Genomic DNA, 20,307 nt, shown 5'->3' on the forward strand with positions numbered 1-20,307 from the left:
CTCCAAAAGCAAGTATATCTAATTTCATTTGGTTATTTAAAAGGTGAAGGGAATGAGATGCAAAAGTAAGTGAATAGGGTAAAATAATTCACACGGATAATGACCAATTAAATTTTTGGATATCCTGGTTTGCCCTCTGATTATAGTAATGAGTTTAACCTGTTTCATCGTGCCGGCTTCCAGGGGTCTTATATTTGTTCTACAGCTATCAACCCTCCTTACTGTAACGTTATCAGTAAATTTACAATTGCATGTAGAAGTTTTTTACTCCGGGCAAATGCTGCACCAAAGTTTAAAGTAATAAACACCCGAAGTTCTTTATAAACACACAATGGCTGTCTGGAAGTAATCAAAAAAAATATAAAAAACCTCTGATGACCTTTTATACTTTTTATTTTCTTTATCTGAAATAAATCAACTTTTGTCCGAAAATTTGGCAGTAACCTATAACACCTGGGATAAGAATCGGCCAATATTTTTAGGTAATTGAAACGCTGATGATATAGATTGATATGTATAAAACGGATAGATAAAAACAAAAATAAAATCCGTGTCATCCGTCTTCATCCGCCTCAATCAATGCATCTATCATTCGCTGGCGATCCCTTTCAATATTATTTTTTTACTGCCATAATCAAAACTGTTTTCAATATCCACAGTGATATGATTTCCATCCAGATGACAGGTTATTTTTTCTGTGTGTGGGCTTTCAATATACTTTAACTGAAGCACTATTGTATGGTCACCGGTAAAACTATACGTTCCTGCAACTTTAAATTCTGCACCACCTGTAAAAATTGCTTTTGAAGCACCGGTTAATGAAGGGCCATGTTTGGATGTTACTCCTTTTTGCCAAAATCCTTCCCCAAAAGCAAGCCGGTACGTTGCGGTATCCGTACTAAAATTAAGATTACATACTTTCTTTGCGATGTTGAAGGAAAGCGATTTTATTTGGCGGTCATTGGCATCAAGTGTAAAGTTTTTATTAAAGTTTACTGCTGGAACAAGCAACGGATTTTTGGCAGGCAATGCAAGTGTCAGCGAAGCCAGCATATCTTTTAGTGCTTTGGCAGCTTGCTTGTTTTGGGGTAATTTATTTTGATGAAAAGCCGGTAATAAATACTGCCAAACCAAATTAATTTCATCCTGCATGTTGGGCGTTTCTGAGGTAATGGCAATCACGGCATCTTCCTGCGGCAACACGATAATGTACTGTCCAAAAGCTCCATCCGCACGGTAGGCGTTGTACCTGCACCGCCACATCTGGTAACAATAACCCTGGTCCCAATCGCTGGAATCTTTTTTGGATTGCGGGTAATCGGGATGCTGGATAATTTTTGCGGTAGAAGCTTCTTCAACCCAACCAACAGGCAAAATCTGCTGGCCTTTCCATTTTCCTTTTTGCAAAAACAACTGGCCAAATTTAGCCATATCTTCTGTTTTTAACCGCAATCCCCAGCCGCCGGTATTAATTCCTTTCGGATCAATTTCCCAGTCTATGCCAGTAATGCCCAGCGGCTTAAACAAGCGGGGCGTGAGATAGTCCAATATTTTTTGCCCGGTTACTTTTTGTACAATGGCTGACAGCATATAAGTACCCAAAGTATTGTATAAAAATTTAGTTCCGGGTTTGTGAACGATGGGTACTGCCAAAAAAGATTTCACCCAGTTTCCGTCTTTGCTTACTGCGGCAGAAGTAGGGTCGGGGTCCTGGCCATCGCTCATACTCAACACATCTTTTACCGTAAGCGCCGCAAGATTTTCGCTAATATTTACAGGTACATCTTCAGGAAAAAATGAAATCACTTTATCAGTCAGTGATAGTTTTTTTTCGCTGATAGCAAAACCAACTGCTGTAGCAGTAAAGCTTTTGCTGCAAGAGTACATGGTGTGTTTTAAACTGGCATTATAAGGATTCCACCAGCCTTGAGTAATAAGTTTACCATGTCGTAAAATCATGATGCTGTGAAATTCGCTTTTGCTTTTATTGGCGGCATCCAAAAAATTATTAATAGCTACGGACGAAACACCTTCCGCTTCAGGAAGACTTTGTGTAAATGGCTGATTATTTTGAGCAGCAAGGTTTACCGTTGTAAAAAGAAAGAATAAAACTACGGCAACAAACGTTTTTTGAAAAGTCATATTGATGAATTAAAATTGAGAAAATATTTAACGGTTATTAAGCTGCGTAATAAGCACAACTGCTTTTGAATGTTTTTTCAGGATTTTGTACAATATCCTGCACAATAATGAAATGTTTAGTCCCATTTTCCTTTGGGGTAGTTAAAATAGATTTTAAATTCAGCACATCGTTTGCAGTAATTGTCATTTAGCCAACCAATTCTACCCATTATATTTTGATTACCCAAATTGCTTTTAAACGATATTTCTTACGTAATCCTTATCCAGCAAAGGTTTACTTGTGGCAATCCATTTTTTCCGGTATAACATCCTTTATCTGGTTTTAAAATATTCAGTAATAATTATAAATTGTCAACATTGTCAGGATGAAGTAAAATGGTAATGATTGTTTCGTTAATTTATCAAATGTATTCAAATCCTTAAAAACAGATGAAAAAAATAATGGCAGCAAATAACTATCATCGTATTTAACTGCGCCCAGCGAATGGATGTTGCATAGAATTACTTTACAACAGGACCACTAAACATACAATTATCATAAGTTGCAGTTCCGGCAAATTTCATTTGCTGCTTAGATCCATAATAGCGAAATATACAGTTGCTGAATTTAGTTTTATCATTGTTTGTATAAAACAGGGTTTGCGTACCAATTACTTCCGGAAATACAAAATGAAAAGTACAATTACTAATGGATGTGGGAATTTGAGTACTAATACTGCCAATTTTTGCGATACTTTCTGAAAAAATATTAGCAATGGAAGTAGCGTACCAGCCGCTTTGGCTGATATCAAAAAGGCGGATGCATCTGCCCGCCACATTACCTCCATCAATTGTATAATTGCCTGCCTGAAACTTACCATACCGTCCGATAGAAATCAATGTATGTATGCTTCCCCATGAATAAATACCACGGATTACATTGCCTTTTTCCTGTGCCTGGCCAGAGGCAAATCCCACTTTTGCATCACCACATTTTATATTTTCAAAAATTAAAATATCAGCATTAAAAGTTTTTCCATTCGGGCTCACCAAATAGTCGATGGTAAAGTTGCTTACTGAAACATCATGAATTTTTATGCCGGTGCTGCCGCCTGCATTTTTTGATCCGTCATAATCAATTACAATACCCGCATACGTGGCGCCACACTTTTCATTTGCATCGTTGAATTTTTCAAAAGGAATATTGTAGTAAGATGTATCATTACCTGCCGGAGCTTTAAACTGTCCTGTTATGGCCAGGTTATTTATTTCTGTACCCTTGTTTAGTTGCAGGCCAATGGCAAATCCATCTGTAGCAGTGTACTGTAAAGTAGTGCCGCTGCAACAATCCCAAAAAGAAGTTTCGCCATAGATATGAATAGTGCTGCCGGAATATTGCCCTTTGTATATATTAGCAATAAGGAGTGGCTTGCTGAAATTATATATGCCCTTGGGTATATAAAAATTCCGGAGTGTTTCATTGTTGGCAAGCACCGTATTGATACCTTTTTGCAAAGCGGTACTGTTGTCTTTTACCTTGCCGGCGCCAAACCATTTTGCGCTAAAATCCTTACCATAAATACCTTCCGGAATAATGGTTAATGTTGTATCAAAAATCCATTGCCCTAAAGAAGCATCAATGATACCACCCCTTATGGTCCCCTTTCCACTAATATGACCTTTACTGCCAAATTTTAAAATACTGCCAGGTGGTATTGTCCAGGTATTGTTAACCATTGTGTCTTTGATGATAAACAGATCCTGCGAAAAAGTTTTTGAAAATGGATGAACGATTCCCGTAGCGAAAAGGAGTAAACTGGTTTTCATAAAATAATTAAAATGTACTGTAAAAGATTTTATTTGGTAATTTTTTTAAATGAATGATGCCACAATATAAGTTGATGAAACGAAATGCCCAACAGGAGAAAAGATGACAGGAAATGAATAAGTTTGAATGCCGGTTGCGAACAGAATTTTTTTGCTACTGAAAGCATGTAAAATGAATAACAATGTGCATTTATGCAATGTGTACAAACCACTGCTACAAAATGCAAATTATATAATTGGTGCGTTGCAGGTTCGTTGGTTTTTATTGAACTGACTGTTTCAACATTTTGTTTCAATAATTTTAAAAATACCAGTCTAAAAAATTGCAGCTATCTAATCCGGTTTAATAAAATAAACAGGGATTAAAAAATGGCAGCCACTTTTACATATTTATGGTAAACAAAAAAATGCCCCGGTAAGGAGGCATCGTTTTAGTTGGTTATTTATGTGGGGTTTAACTTGCAATATTTATTCTTGCCATCACTTCTGTTTTTAGCAATTTGCTGATAGGGATCACTGAATCACCAATGTAAAGAGTAGAATCTTCTATATTATTTATTTTACGAAGGTTAACAATATATGATCGGTGCACTTTCATAAAACATAGCCGGTCAATCATCTTTTCTTCCACTGCTTTTAACGTGCTATGGGCAATGTATTTTTTATCGAAAGTGCAATATTTTACATAATCACCGATACTTTTGATGTATAAAATATCCTCGTAATTAAGCCGTATAAATTTTCCGTTTGATTTAATGAAAGTGTCTTCTTTTATAGGTGCTTCTTTCTTTTCTTTAAAAGCTTCATTTACTTTTGCAACAGCTTCCTGAAATCGTAGGTATGTAAATGGTTTTTTTAAATAATCACTTACCTTATATTGAAAAGCATCGTATGCATAATCCGTTTTAGAAGTGGTTAATATTACTTTAGGCATGATCATCAATTTATCCAGTAATTGAAAGCCACTTTCGCCGGGCATTTCCACATCCAGAAATAAAATATCTACTTCATTTTGTTCAAGATACCGAAAAGCAGTTTCTGAATCCTGAAATGAACCAACAACATTGATTGTGTCCGTTTTTTCGCAATATCGTTCTAAAAAATTCCGGGCAATAGGCTCATCATCTACAATAATAGCAGTTAATTTCATAAGGCATTTTAAGAGGTTAAAGCTTTAAGTTTCATTAAATCAGTTTCTATAAAAGGTATCATTTCTTTTACTTCCGTTTTAAAAGGAATGTACAATCCGGACAAGGTATTTACATCAGTTATCCCATTACACTTCTTCTCTATTACTTCTGCAGAACCTGTCAGTTTGGTGAGGCCGACAAAGCTCAATACAGGTTTAAATTTGTGGATCGCTTTTCTGAAAAGTTCGGCATTGCCGCTGTTATAACCATGTTCAATTTCGGTAAGGTAAACATTAACAGAGCTTAAAAATTTATCAAAAATCATTTTTGCATGTTCCTTGTCACCTTCGTAAATGCTGTTTAAAAACGAGCCATCCAGCTGCTCATTAAATTCAAAAAAAGTTTCATTCATTTAACAGTATATTATTTTTTTATCAGGTTAATTTTATAACGTAAAACCAGATTTATTATTTTAAAGGGATCAATATCACTTTGAGGTGCTGATTAATTTTGTTTTCAAAACACTAATAATTTCAGTGTTTTTTCGTTTCAATATTTTGAAAGTAAAACTTTTGAAACGAATAGTATGATACATGGAGACAAAAAAGCCAGCGGATTTTTTAACAGGTTTTCGTTCGGTAAAAGCAAATACGATGGGGGTGAAGACCTGGCCTTTCACGAATCATTTCTTCAACTGTACATGGATGCATACGTGGTTGTTAACCTCGAAACCAATGATATTGCTGATTTTAACTGCCATATGATCACCCTGTTTGCGTTGCCTCCGGACGTACATTTAAGGAAACTGCAGATTAACCAGATAATGATGCGTTACCTGGAAGAAGACAGTGAAAATAAAGATTTGATGATGAACCGCATTCCCGATTGCTGGGAGGGAGAAGCTGGTTTTATTAACTACAACAAAGAAAAATTTTATACCTGCGTTGCCAGCAATATTTTTTATAAGGATGATATAAAATGGCAGATCATCAGTTTTAGGAATATAACAGATAAAAAGAATGCTACGCAGGAATTAAAAAGTTATAAATTAAATGCAGAAAAAGCGGCAAGGGCAAAGGCAAGATTTTTAAGCAGTATGAGTCATGAATTGCGTACACCGCTCAATGGAATTATCGGCACTTCCAATCTTGTTTTATTAGAATCTGATTTACCGGAGAATATAAAAAGGCACATGAATATTTTAAAATATTCATCAGAACACATGCTGGGCATTATTAATGATATTCTCGATTTTAGTAAAATTGATGCTGGTAAACTGGAGTTGGTAAGGCATTCTTTCAATTTAAAAGAATGCCTTACCAATATCGTGGAGGCATTTGAGGTTCAGTTTGATAATAAACAACTTGCGTTTATATTTTTGCAGCCGGATGCATTTAATACAATAAACGTTTGTAGTGATGAAATAAAACTTAGCCAGATTTTGAATAATCTTTTATCCAATGCATTAAAATTTACACTGATTGGCAATGTTACTTTTAAAGTAATTATCGAAAATACAAACGAACAAACCACCACCATTTCTTTTAATGTCAGCGATACAGGTATTGGAATACCGGTTGAAAAACAGTCGGAAATTTTTCAGGGGTTTGCCCAGGTTTATACTGATGATCAAAGCCGTAAATTTGGTGGTACCGGGCTGGGGCTTACCATCAGTGAAAAATTAGTAAATAAATTTGGCGGACAGCTAAAAGTGGAAAGTGTTCCCGGAGAGGGTTCTTGTTTTCATTTTAGTGTATGTTTTGAAAATGCAAAACCAAAAGAAATTAAAGCCAAAGTGCAGCACGACGTGGGTTTTGAACACATCACCGATACCCAGGGATTAAGAATACTGGTTGTGGAAGATAATGCGATCAATGCAACCATTCTTATTAGTTTTTTACACAGATGGGGTATACTGGTTAAAGAAGCGGAAAATGGCATACATGCTTTGGAACTGATAAAATATCATACATTCGATCTGATATTAATGGATCTTGAAATGCCGCAAATGGATGGTTATGCCACCATTAAAAAAATACGGGAAACAGATTTAAAAACTCCGGTACTTGCTTTTACCGCAAGTTTGCTGGAAGATATGGAGTCACTGATAACAGAATCAGGTTTCAATGATTATGTGCTAAAGCCTTATAAACCGGCTGAGTTAAAGAAAAAGATTCTTGATTATGCCCCTCACCGTAAAATTGATTATGCATAAAATAAATTCCGTAGTTTTCAATGGTTTAACCACGAAGGCACAACAGTACTAAGTTTCACAAAGCTTAGGGTTGCTTTCTGTATTAGCGCCTTTGTGGTTCACTGCTAAAGATGATTTTCATAAGATGCGGCATATGCTTGTTGCAATTGATTTAAGACAGTTTCCGGATTCAAATCTTCTTTTAAATATTGATGCAATGCTTCACCCAGCCATTGCTGAAACGCAGGCCAGCCACTGTATCGAGGGCGAACATAGGCATAGGTTAACGTGTCTATTGTATTGAGAAAAAAATCGTTGGTAAGGGCGTTGGCAGCATCATCTTTCCACGAAACAATATTGCCAGGTTGTCCCTGTTCTTTTACATATACCCCGTTTTGAATGACTGCACTGCAAAGCCAGACCGCATATTCAGCCGCTTCTTTTGCATGGCTGCTGCTGGCAGATACGGCAATGCCGGCACCACCCAAAATAATATTTTTTGTCCATGGTGCATTGTGGTAACAGAGCTTATTTTTTCTGAACCCTTCCCTTGAATAATTGGTATAACCAAATGCAAGCGGTGAGTAAACAATGTCATTTTCGGCAGTCATGTGATCGTACAATTGAATAGGGTTCCAGTTGAGGCTGTTGGGGTGAAAATTATCCCGCATGGTACGCATTAGTTGAAGTACCTGCAAACCAACTTCACGGGTAACCAGCAAATGATTGTTTTCTCTGACAGATGAACCAAACTGCGCCGTAAGTGATAAGAACGTACACAAACAGTCGGTGGCGCAAAAGGCGATGCCCACTTGTAAATCCTGGGTTTTCAGTGCTTCGCATAATTCAAAGACTTCTTCCCAGGTAGCTGGAATTTTGTGTTCGCCCATCAGGTCCGGGCGGCTGGCGGCACATTGCATCGCTGCATCCACCGGCAATGCCCATTGTTTTTGCTGATAGTAATAGCTTAAAAAGCTGGGGCCCGCAGACTGTTGTTCCAGTTGCTGTAATTGTTCGTAGGTTAGTAAATCTTCCAATGGCACCAGGCAATTTGTTTCGCTGGCCACGCCAGTATGCGGATGTTCAATGATGAGCAAATCATTTTCTGTAGCCATTGCTGTAAGCGACTGATCGCCAAAATCGGAGAGTGACCTTTTTTGCCATTCTACCTTTACGCCAAATTGTTCTGCGTATAATTTGGATGCTGCCACCAGCGGATCATATCCTCTTGGATGATCCCATGTAATTCCTTTTAATATTATCATGAATGTATTTGCTTAGTTTTTTAAATTAATAAAACGGAGACAACGGATGCTATCAAAACATGAGTAATATCACGCCAATACTGCTTCCAGTCTTTATTTCTTCCTTCGTGTAATCCGATAAAATTAGTGTAATCAAACAGGTAATTCCGCTACTTCTTTTTCCACATGCTTTTTTGATAAAATACTTGTATCATTTCCTGTCCTTTTTTTAAATAAGTGAGTGACACAACAATGTTACCAATAGCTTCCTGATCCGGACAAATAAAATACCTGTCCTGCTAAAAAAAACCGGATAAAAGTCATTCAGTAACCTTAATTTTTTTCATGATAAATCTTAATAAATTCGCGTGGAGCTTTGCCGGTTGTCTTTTTATGCTGAAAAAAAACTGATAAAATTCAGGACTTAGATTTTTCCGATTGATAAAAGTAACAGCAATCTGAATTCTTATTAAGCAGCAATAAGATAAATTTGCATGTAGGGTTAGTCGAAAAATCGATTAAAGACACGGCATAAAAAATACTTTTTGTTTCGGATTTATCCAACTCCAGAAGATCTAATTGGCAAACAGGTATCTTTTAAATATTTTATTATTTTACAACCATTTGGGTCTGTCCAACAACCATAAAATACGGTACTGTATTATATTTACGGGGCCAGGCCATCGCTTTCCCAGGTAAGCAGTTTAATTTGCCCAGCGCTTGCGGTTTACAAAAATATATACTCCGCCCTGTAAAATATTGCCCTGCATGTGTTGTTGAACAATGCCACAGAATGCGTGAAAACCTTTGCGCATATCGGCAGCACCATTGTACCAATAAGATGCAGTAGCTGAATTAAGGTGCAGCATCTCAGGATAATAATTGCTTTACAAAACAAACCGCCTGATCTGTAAATGGAAACTGTATCTGTATACCCTTGACGCCGGTCATTGTTATTTGCTGATTGGTTTTCGGATGATGAATATGCAGTGGTAAAAAGGAACCGGAAGTATCTTTATCAGACCTGTAAACGTCATACCGGTAATGAAAAACATGTTAGGCGACAGCATTGGCCTGGCAGAAAGCCTTTTGGCTCAAACCACTTTGCTGCCATTGATGGGTCATTTGTAATTTTTGGAAACGGTGCTTCTTTTTGTCTTGCATAAATTTAGCTTTTTGCTATACTCTGCCTTATTAATTTAAAATACAAGATGGCCGCCGTGGGGGGCTTTCGTTAAACAGTTATTTATGAATAAAATTATTTGATTCTATTAGCCTATTTTACTGTGTTTACAAACCGTGATTTTATAAATCAATTATTATTCAAATTTATTTATCCTGAAATGTTGAGACATATTTCTTTCTTCAAACACTGCTTTATCTTATTTTTTTTACCTCTTTGCACCGTTGCGCAAAGTATTGAAAACAATAATTTTCTTAAACAAAGTAAAACCATGGAGGAATCATGGGAGTTAGGAAGAGAGAACGACAAAGGCCTGTTTTTAGTTACCTCCTACAAGCCGGTTTATTTTACTGCGGGCAGGTGGTCCAGCAACCCAAATACAAAACCCACCAGTGAAAATCCATTTTATAGGCTGCCTTTTAAAGTAAATTACAATAAATACGAAGCAAAATTTCAATTTAGTTTTAAAACCTAAATTGCCCGGAGAATTTTTTGGGGGTATGGTGATATTTGGGTTGCCTACTCGCAAAAATCTCATTGGCAGGTTTACAACGAAAAATTATCTAGACCATTTCGTGAGTTAAATTACGAGCCGGAAGTGTTACTAAATTTTCCTGTAAAATTTTCACTGCTTGGTTTTGAAGCAAAGATGATTGGAGTTGCTTTTAATCATCAGTCCAACGGCCGCTCATTACCTCTTTCACGTAGCTGGAACCGCATTATATTGCAGGCAGGTTTTCAAAGAAAAAACTGGCAGGTTTTGTTACGCCCCTGGTTACGGTTAAAAGATGCGGTAGATGAAAACCCGGCTATTACTGACTATACCGGCCGTGGAGAAGCAGTTGTTATATATGATAAAGGGAGGCACCAGTTATCTTCTGTAATGGCACATTCATTAAAAATTAAAGATGGAGGAAGGGGAAGTGTTCAGTTAAACTGGGTATTTCCGGTAATCAATAATTTGAGAGGGCATTTGCAATTATTCGACGGTTATGGCGAAACGCTGCAGGATTATAATCACCGGCAAAGTACAATTGGTGTAAGAATCTCCTTGGTTGATTGGTGATTTTTTAAAAGAATTCAGACAAAGAATTTAAATCTGATAAAGCCACATGGGAGGCATGAATACAAGTCTTTATAACAACCGGCTTATTTACTATTTCTTACCGTAGATTTTCCCGGGGCACGATTAATATCCCTGGCATCTAAGTTGAAACAGATATCTTTAAAAAATAAAAACCTTTATTTAAATTATTAAAATAACAATATGAGCAAGCATATATTTAAATGCTTATTAACAGCATCACTATTTTAATGATTTCAACAGCTATTTCGGCACAAAGAAATTATGTAAAAGTTCAGCCAAGGCATGCTGTTACAGTAAACCAGACACCTTCTCCAGGTCAAAACTATGTGTATGTAACTAATAACTGGAAATGGTCAGCCAGTGGTTATATATGGTCTGGAGGATACTGGGTAAGTCCGCCGTATTATGGTGCAAGATGGATACCTGGCAGATGGATAAAAATTCCCGTTTCGGCTGGTACTGGATAAATGGATACTGGAGCAGGCGTCGCTAATAATCTGGTATAATTCTTCACAAATGAAATAATTTAATATCTGTTGCAGGTGTTTACGCTCACCACATTTAAAAGTTTGGATTAAAGCATTAAAAAATTATTATTAAAAGATAGTCTGCCATAATGCAGGTTATCTTTTTTAATTTTGATAAATTGATGTATGAAATTATTACCCGCTTTTTTGTTGCTGTTTGTTAATTGTTTTTTTACGGTTGTGTTTGCGCAGCCAGTTGTGTACACGGTAGCCAATGCCCATTCGCACAATGATTATAACCAGCACAGTCCTTATTTTCAGGCCTACAACGAACAGTTTGGATCTATGGAGGCAGATATACATTTAAGAAACGGAATCTTAATTGTAGGGCATGATTCCGATAAATTAATTGTAAAAAATACACTGCAGGCTTTGTATCTTGATCCGTTGGTAGTTAGTATTGCTGGCAATGGCGGGTATGTTTATAAAGACAGCAGCCGGAAACTGCAATTGCTGATTGACATTAAAACACAGCCAATTTCAACCCTGAATGCGTTGGTAGATTTATTGAAGCATTATCCGGCCATCATTCAAAATAAAACTATTAAGATAGTGATCACCGGCAACCGCCCGGATATAAATTTGTTTAAAAATTATCCATCTTATATCTGGTTTGACGGGGATGCTAATAAAACTTACAGCAAACAAGACTTAACTAAAATTGCGATGCTGAGTGAAGATTTTGAGGAGCACAGTCACTGGAATGGAGTGGGTGAATTACCAGATTCGGCCCGCATTGCTTTAACCGCAATGATCAGCAGGGCACACAGCTCACATACACCAATACGTTTTTATGCTTGTCCGGATGTTGCTACAGCATGGAAAGTAATGGAACAACTGAAAGTAGATTTTATTAACACCGATCACATCGAAGCATTGGGCGATTTTCTGCGGAGGCACAATGATTCTTTGCGGCTGATGCCTTTTAACCGCATTCTGCATTCGGCGGGGGAAGTAATCCGATTTGGCAATCCAGATTTAGAAAATCATGCACTGGATATAGCCTCTTTAAACAAAGACGGAAAGCTGGTGGTGGAAGACCGGTATGGCATCATGGCATTGGATGCTGTGAATAAAAAAATTATTGGCCGCTGGAGTTTTTCTGATATGCCGCAGTACAAAAATTATATTAGTACCTATTCCGGTATTTGTTCATTTATGTTGAAAGGAAAAGTATGGGTTTTGTGGGGTGCAACCAACAACGATGACGGGTCTTCCGCCATTATGATTGCTGAATGGGCAAATGGTTTCCAGCATATTTCTGCAGTATCATTGAAAAAAACAGCATCCGCTTCCAGTGCCATCCCTAATCAGGTAATTGTATCAAAAGAAAAAAATGGTGCATATTTTTATGTTGCATTAAATGGTAATAATGAAGTGGTAAAATTCAGGTGGAGCGATAAGAGCATTGTCTGGAAATCAGCCACCGGGGTAGCACCCTATGGCATTGCCATAGCCAATGGTAATTTATATATATCTAACTGGGCAGGCAGCACAGCCACCGATAGTTTGAAAGAAAGGGCAGGAGTGCCGTGGGGACTGGCTTACACCGATCCATGTACGGGTGCAACTGCCGGAGGAAGTGTATCTGTTTTAAATGCGGCATCCGGTAAAAGTTTGCAGGATATTCATGTTGGCCTGCAACCAAATGCAATCATCGCATCCAGGGATGGCAGGTTTGTTTATATAGCCAATTCTTCCAGCGATGCCATTGCTGTAATCAATACAAAAAAAAATACGGTGGCAAACTGGATTGATGTGGGATTACTGAAAGGTAAAAATAGTTTACAGGGCAGCAGTCCCAATGCGCTGGTTTTAAATGAGGATAATACAATGCTGTATGTTGCCAATGGTTTTGACAATGCAATAGCAATTGTTAGCTTGGGGAAAAATGCGGCTGTTTCCGGCAAGGGCAGTAGTTATATTACAGGATATATACCAACAGAAGCTTACCCTGGTGGTTTGTTTTTGACAAATAAACAATTGGTAGTTACCAACCTGGAATCGGATGGAGCCAATGTAATTAACTCCGCAAAAAATGCCCGGCAAATTCATAACCAACTGGCTTCTGTAAGCATTATACCCTATCCAAATAAAACTGTATTGTCTGCCTATACTCAGGAAGTGGCACAACTAAGCATGCTGAACAGAATCGAACAACTGCAGTTGCCACCCCGGGAAGGGCTGGCCCCTGTGCCAGTACCAGAGCGGCTGGGAGAACCATCTGTATTTAAGCATGTCATTTATATCATCAAGGAAAATAAAACCTACGACCAGGTTTTTGGCGATTTACCGTTGGGCAGAAATGATGCTTCGCTTTGTATTTTTGGAGAAAAGGTTACACCCAATATGCATGCCCTTGCTAATAAATATGGCTGGCTGGATGATTACTATGCCTCAGGTAAGTGTTCTGCAGAAGGACACCAATGGACGGATGCAGGCATGGTATCCGATTATGTGGAAAGGAATGTGCGGAGCTGGATAAGAAGCTATCCTCACCGCCAGGATGATGCCCTGGTATACAACAAAAATGGTTTTATCTGGAACCAGGCTTTGGATCATGGCAAGACGGTGCGTATTTATGGCGAAGCCTGCAAAACGCAGTACGATGAAAAAAGAAACTGGCTCAGTCTTTATACTGACTACAAAGCCGGTACCCAGCCAGACTGGTACAACGGTACAACCATTGCTAGAATACGTCCCGTCATTCATCCCACTTACCCTGATTGTGATAACATTAATTTTACCGACCAGCAACGGGCAGATATTTTTATTCAGGACTGGAAACAATATGAACTTACAGGAAATCTTCCCAACCTGATGATAGTATCACTGCCCAATGATCACAGTGCAGGCACATCACCTGGTTTTCCTACACCCAATGCCATGGTAGCTGACAATGATCTGGCCGTTGGCCGGATTGTAGATATGATTACCAAAAGTAAATTCTGGGATTCAACAGTGGTATTTATTACGCAGGATGATTCACAAAGCGGCTGGGATCATATCTCTGCCTACAGAACCATTGGTTTAACCATCAGCCCCTACAGCAGCGGAAGACTGGTAACTTCCAATTACAACCAAACCTCTATGCTAAGAACGATTGAGCAAATTTTAGGTGTGCCCCCCATGAATATGATGGATGGTACCGCACGCCTTATGACGGATTGTTTTTTGGGCATAAAAAATACAACACCTTATAATTATTTGCCTAATAATGTTCCGTTGAACCAGATGAACAAAGACCTGAATGTCTTGCAGGGTAAGGCCAAAAAATATGCTTTACAATCAAAAGAAGAAGTTTTTAAAGAAGTAGATGGGGGAGAAGATGATGCCATGAACCGTATCATTTGGTTTTATGCAAAGGGAGAGGAGAAATATCCAGGCGGAAAATAATATTGCATCCTGCCATGAAAAACTATTTTCGGTTAAAAGAGCAAGATCACATATTAGGTATTCTTTTTCCTGAAAAAACTGAAAATCTTATGGAGGGCAAAAGAAAAATTCCTTTAAGCGGGAAGATGGTTTGGCAGAAGCAGTATAATAAATCATCATGTTACCATTTGATAAAATCGTCATTCAACCCGGTGTAGAAGAATGTTACTTTTATCTTTGCCGCTGGCAGGGATAAAGGATGATTATTGAACCAATTTATTTTTTACAGGCTTAACTTACGTGGAACTGCGTATTACAAGTTTAGTAAAATTGCGGGGAAATAGATTCACAGATTGATCAAACAAAACAACGATTCCCGTGTTTTTACATGGGCAGGTTTTGCGGACTGATTGATATCACGTTGCTTTACTGCTTTCCAATTTTACCATAGCTTTAGAGCCACATCAGATGGAGCTAATTAATTAATAGAAATTGTATTAAGTTCATCATAATTTATATTTAATTTTTAAAAATGGAAAACAACACATCTCAGAGCATATTAGCTCATGTTAACGATCCAGCAGAAGCGGCCAAATGCCCTTACCTGGGTGGAACCTTAAAACAAAGTGCCGGCGAAGGCACAAGGAACCGTGACTGGTGGCCAAATCAGTTAAAACTGAATATCCTTCGTCAACACTCTTCTCTTTCTAATCCAATGGGTGAGTCATTCAATTATGCAGTCGAGTTCAACAGTCTTGATCTGGATGCTGTAAAGAAAGACATCTTTCAGCTGATGACAACTTCGCAGGAATGGTGGCCAGCCGACTTCGGTCACTATGGCCCTTTTTTTATTCGGATGGCCTGGCATAGTGCAGGTACTTACCGCATCGCCGATGGTCGTGGTGGCGCCGGCGCAGGTACGCAACGTTTTGCACCACTTAATAGCTGGCCCGATAATGTAAATCTTGATAAAGCACGATTGTTGCTTTGGCCCATCAAAAAGAAATACGGTAAAAAACTTTCCTGGGCAGACCTGATGATTCTTACCGGCAACTGTGCCCTTGATTCGATGGGCTTAAAGACCTTCGGTTTCGGTGGCGGACGTGAAGATGTCTGGGAACCTGCCGAAGACATTTATTGGGGTTCTGAAAAGGAATGGTTAGGCGACAATCGGTATACAGGCGACAGGGAGTTGGAAAATCCCCTCGGTGCTGTTCAGATGGGTCTCATCTATGTAAATCCGGAAGGGCCTAATGGTAAACCTGATCCGTTGGCATCTGCCCGTGACATCCGGGAAACGTTTGGCCGCATGGCGATGAATGATTACGAAACAGTAGCACTGACAGCAGGTGGTCACACTTTCGGCAAAACCCATGGTGCTGCAGACCCCGGAAAATATGTTGGTAGCGAACCGGAAGGTGCAGGTATTGAGGAGCAAGGTCTTGGTTGGAAAAACAGCTTTGGCACCGGTAATGCAGGAGATACGATTACCAGTGGTCTTGAAGTTATATGGAGCGCTACACCAACCAAGTGGAGCAACAACTACTTCGAGAATCTTTTTGGTTACGAATGGGAACTCACCAAGAGCCCGGCCGGTGCACACCAGTGGCAACCTAAGGATGGTGGAGGTGCCGGTACTGTACCGGATGCCCATGACCCATCAAAGCGGCATTCACCAACGATGCTTACGAGTGACCTTGCTATGAAAGTAGACCCTGATTATGAGAAAATTTCACGGCACTTTTTTGAGAACCCGGACGAGTTGGCAGATGCCTTTGCACGTGCATGGTTCAAGCTTACACACCGCGATATGGGCCCACGCAACCGCTATCTGGGAAAAGACGTGCCTAATGAAGTGTTGATATGGCAAGACCCGATCCCGGAAGTTACACATCCACTAATTGACGGTAATGATATTGCTGAATTGAAGGGTAAGCTATTGGCGGCCGGGCTATCCGTGTCCCAATTAGTATCCACAGCCTGGGCATCGGCATCCACATTTCGTGGTTCCGATAAAAGGGGTGGTGCCAACGGGGCACGCATCCGGCTTGCACCGCAGAAGGATTGGAAAGTGAATAACCCGGTTCAATTGGCTAAAGTATTATCAACGTTGGAAGCTATCCAAACAACATTCAACAGCACTCAGACTACTGATAAGAATGTATCTATGGCTGACCTGATTGTTTTAGGTGGCTGTGCAGCTATTGAGCAGGCGGCTAAAAATGCTGGTCACACGGTTACCGTACCCTTTACGCCGGGACGTGCCGATGCATCACAAGATCAAACCGATGTAGAATCATTCGGCGCACTGGAGCCGGCTGCAGATGGTTTTCGCAATTATCTGAAGAGCATACACACTGCATCACCAGAGGGAATGCTGATTGACAAGGCGCAGCTGCTAACGCTGACCGCACCTGAACTAACGGTACTGGCTGGTGGCTTGCGTGTGTTGAACATTAACTTCGATCAGTCTAAACATGGCATGTTCACTAAAAAACCAGAGGCGCTCACTAACGACTTTTTTGTGAATCTGCTTGATATTGGCACCACCTGGAAGGCTGCTTCTGATTCCGAACAAATATTCTGGGGTCATGATCGTACAACCGGCGAATTGAAGTGGACAGGTACCCGTATTGATTTGATCTTTGGTTCTAATTCAGAGTTAAGGAGCATCGCTGAAGTATATGGATGTGAGGATGCTAAAGAAAAATTTGTGCAGGACTTTGTAGCGGCATGGAACAAGGTAATGAACCTTGACCGCTTTGATCTGGCCTGATATTGTATCCGTAGTAATTAATAGTAAGAGGTGACCTGGCAACAGGTCACCTCTTTTAAAATGAAATAAAAAAATGAAGGTAGTAATGAACGGATCAAGCTTGTTTTCTAGTTTGAGCTTTAAGTTAAGAACCTGGTAATAACCTGGTAGATAATACTAACAGTAGAAATTCAAAAAGATTATGAACGGTTTAATTAAACCACCTAAGTAAATGGTGCATTTATCTGCTATATAATTTATTTGGAATTTTTTTCAGAAAGCCCATTTGAAGCTTTTGGAAAATAGAATTTAAAAATTACTTATTGGGTAAAGCAGCTATTTCTAAAAAGAAGAAATTATATTTTCTACATGGTGAATAGCGTATCAACTTTTAAGATTATTTATAAAAGCTTCAAAGAATGCACCGTAGTGGACCCAGTGTTTATGCGTTAATCAACAGGAAGGTCCTGTTTGTTTTTTACCCAATATTTTGTCACAATCCCATCAAGAAAAATTATTGCCACTCATCGAGTTTTAAGAAAACATTACACCTTAATCAATTGTTAACCCGGTAAATACAATCATTTTATCGTTAATTTTATACTATGCTTAAAATTCAGCAATTTATTATGAGTAAAAAATTTCTACCGGTTTTACTGGTACTTACAGTTGGAAGCCTGTTCGTGGCTTTTCAAACACAGGGACGGGGAGGAGACAATCCAAAAACCAAGAACGAAAAAATTCTGCGCAATGTAGGATTGTTACTTGAGCAAGGACATTACAGCCCCAAAAATATCAACGACAGTTTTTCCAAACAGGTTTTAAACCGGTTTGTAAAAGACCTGGATGCAGACAAGAGCATTTTTCTTCAAACTGATATTGACAGTTTTGCTAAATATAATAACAGGATTGATGATGAAATTCATGGTGCCAAACTTGAATCTTTTTATGCAATCAATGATAGCTACACCCGTCGCTTAAATCAGGCATCCAAATATTTTGCCGACTTGCTTAGCAAGCCTTTTGATTATACAAAAGATGAAAATGTTTTACTGGATGGCGATAAATTGAGTTATCCTAAAACAGAAGCAGATAAAAAAGAAGTATGGCGCAAGCGTTTAAAGTATATGGTGCTAAGTAAATATGCGGATATGCTGGATGACCGTGAAGCCAATAAAGATAAAAAGCAAACCGCTGTTGCCGCTGATAGTTTGGGTACTATTGGTAAAGCAGCTCCCGAAAAATTTGTTTATAAAGCAGATTCTACTTTGGAAAGAGAGGCAAGAGGGATGATAAAAAAACAAATTGACCGTTATTTTACCACATTAAAAACACACAATACCAACGATGAATTGTTCAGTGTTTTTGTAAATGCCATCACGGGCGAAATGGATCCGCACAGCAGTTATTTTGCCCCGGTTGACAGCCGTGGTTTTAACGAAATGATGAGTGGTAAATTTTATGGTATTGGCGCCCAGTTAAAAGAAGACGAAAGTAAAATAAAAATCGCCAGCCTTATTACCGGTATGCCTGCCTGGAAATCGGGAGAAATTGGAGTGAACGACGAAGTTATAAAAATTGGACAGGGAAACGCAGAGCCAGTAGATGTTACAGGGTATGCGGTTACCGATGCGGTTAAATTAATACGTGGTTCTGAAGCGGGAACTGAAGTAAGATTAACTGTTCGCAAACCAGATGGAAGTATTAAAATAGTGAGTTTAAAAAGAGGAGAAATTAAGCTGGACGATACATTTGCAAAAAGCGCTATAATAAAAGGGGAGCATAAAATAGGATATATTTATTTGCCCGAATTTTATATGGATTTTGAAAAGCCCAATGGTGCAAAATGTTCTGAAGATGTAGCGAAAGAAATAGTAAAATTGAAGGCAGAGAACGTAGAAGGTATTGTAATAGACCTTCGTGGAAATGGTGGCGGCTCTTTACCTGAAGTAGTAAAGATGGCAGGCTTATTTATTGAAGATGGACCTATTTGCCAGGTAAGGGGAAGAGATGAAAAACAACCATATTTATGGAAAGACAGGGATAAAAGTATTTTGTACAGCGGCCCGTTAACGGTAATGGTAGATGAAGGCAGTGCTTCCGCATCAGAAATTTTTGCTGCTGCTATACAGGATTATAAGCGGGGGATCATTATTGGAAGCTCCTCTACTTACGGAAAAGGTACTGTACAACGCACCATTCCCCTAAACCCGGAGGCAGAAAATCCTGCATTGGCAAAAACATCAGAAGATCTGGGCACTGTGAAATTAACCCTGCAAAAATTTTATCGTATCAATGGTGGCGCAACACAATTAAAAGGGGTTACTCCTGATGTGGTTATTCCTGACAGGTACGAATTTTTTAAATCAAGGGAAAAAGACAATGATGCGGCTTTAAGCTGGGATGAAATTGGTAAGGCGGAGTATCACCCATGGGTAAGTACTTACAGCACTAACGCCGTTATCAATGCAGCCAACCAACAGGTTAACACCAGCCCTACGTTCAAAAACATGAAACAACAGGTTGAATGGATTGACAAAAAGAATGATAAAGAAGTGTCTTTAAATTTGGTGAAATATAAGGCAGACCTTCAGCAAATGAAAGTGGCTTACAAGCAACTGGATAGTTTGTATAAACTGCCTAAGGAATTGAATGTGCTTAACAGCCCCTCCGATACAATTGGCTTTGGTGCTGATAAAGATAAGCGGGAAAGAAACAAACAATTTTTAAACCGGATTAAAGGAGATGTTTACATTGATGAAACCGTTAAGGTAATGAACAATATGATTAACCAAACCAATGTTGCATTGAATGCCGCCGGGGCTGCGGAATCTTCTAAAAAGAATTGATTAATAAAAAATAAC

At 38.8% G+C, this 20,307-nt stretch carries 11 protein-coding genes and 1 pseudogene; 6 read left to right on the forward strand and 6 right to left on the reverse strand.

Going from position 1 to position 20,307, the window contains the following annotated elements; genetic code table 11:
- Positions 1-588: 588 nt before the first annotated feature.
- From H7254_RS07355 to H7254_RS07370, 4 genes are all read right to left on the reverse strand, one after another.
- The gene (locus H7254_RS07355) at positions 589-2,142 is read right to left on the reverse strand and encodes a serine hydrolase (protein ID WP_301932354.1); all 1,554 of its coding nucleotides are present in this window, start codon (positions 2,140-2,142) and stop codon (positions 589-591) included.
- A 501-nt stretch (positions 2,143-2,643) separates the two neighbouring features.
- Entirely contained in the window at positions 2,644-3,948 is a 1,305-nt protein-coding gene (locus tag H7254_RS07360; protein ID WP_301932355.1) for a hypothetical protein, read from the reverse strand.
- Positions 3,949-4,402: 454 nt separating this feature from the next.
- Positions 4,403-5,098 carry a LytTR family DNA-binding domain-containing protein gene (locus H7254_RS07365; RefSeq protein WP_301932356.1) on the reverse strand — a complete coding sequence of 232 codons (696 nt, stop codon included), beginning with the start codon at positions 5,096-5,098 and terminating at the stop codon, positions 4,403-4,405.
- 8 nt (positions 5,099-5,106) lie between these two features.
- Positions 5,107-5,490: an Hpt domain-containing protein gene (locus H7254_RS07370; protein ID WP_301932357.1), complete on the reverse strand. Its 384-nt coding sequence runs from the start codon at positions 5,488-5,490 to the stop codon at positions 5,107-5,109.
- 174 nt (positions 5,491-5,664) lie between these two features.
- Between H7254_RS07370 and H7254_RS07375 the strand changes: the two genes are divergently transcribed.
- Entirely contained in the window at positions 5,665-7,293 is a 1,629-nt protein-coding gene (locus H7254_RS07375; RefSeq protein WP_301932358.1) for an ATP-binding protein, read from the forward strand.
- A gap of 104 nt (positions 7,294-7,397) precedes the next feature.
- Here the strand turns inward: H7254_RS07375 and H7254_RS07380 are convergent, their stop codons facing one another.
- On the reverse strand, positions 7,398-8,537 hold the full coding sequence (locus H7254_RS07380; protein WP_301932359.1) for an ABC transporter substrate-binding protein: 1,140 nt from the start codon (positions 8,535-8,537) through the stop codon (positions 7,398-7,400).
- Between the two features lie 683 nt (positions 8,538-9,220).
- A complete protein-coding gene (gene tnpB / locus H7254_RS07385; protein ID WP_301932360.1) occupies positions 9,221-9,385 on the reverse strand; it encodes an IS66 family insertion sequence element accessory protein TnpB in 165 nt (54 codons plus the stop codon).
- Positions 9,386-9,970: 585 nt separating this feature from the next.
- On the opposite strand from tnpB, the pseudogene H7254_RS07390 reads away from it, so the two are divergent.
- The 5 genes and pseudogenes from H7254_RS07390 to H7254_RS07410 all read left to right on the forward strand — a co-directional run bounded on the left by H7254_RS07390 (position 9,971) and on the right by H7254_RS07410 (position 20,292).
- Positions 9,971-10,765, forward strand: a pseudogene (locus H7254_RS07390) (phospholipase A).
- Positions 10,766-11,013: 248 nt separating this feature from the next.
- Entirely contained in the window at positions 11,014-11,253 is a 240-nt protein-coding gene (locus H7254_RS07395) for a hypothetical protein (protein WP_301932361.1), read from the forward strand.
- A 186-nt stretch (positions 11,254-11,439) separates the two neighbouring features.
- Positions 11,440-14,709 (forward strand): alkaline phosphatase family protein, encoded by a 3,270-nt coding sequence (locus H7254_RS07400; protein WP_301932362.1) that lies wholly within the window; start codon positions 11,440-11,442, stop codon positions 14,707-14,709.
- A gap of 511 nt (positions 14,710-15,220) precedes the next feature.
- Entirely contained in the window at positions 15,221-17,464 is a 2,244-nt protein-coding gene (gene katG / locus H7254_RS07405) for a catalase/peroxidase HPI (RefSeq protein WP_301932363.1), read from the forward strand.
- Between the two features lie 608 nt (positions 17,465-18,072).
- Positions 18,073-20,292, forward strand: coding sequence for a carboxy terminal-processing peptidase (locus H7254_RS07410; RefSeq protein WP_301932364.1), 2,220 nt, complete (start codon positions 18,073-18,075; stop codon positions 20,290-20,292).
- Positions 20,293-20,307 lie beyond the last annotated feature (15 nt).

Source organism: Ferruginibacter sp., assembly GCF_014377975.1.
GTDB lineage: Bacteria > Bacteroidota > Bacteroidia > Chitinophagales > Chitinophagaceae > Ferruginibacter.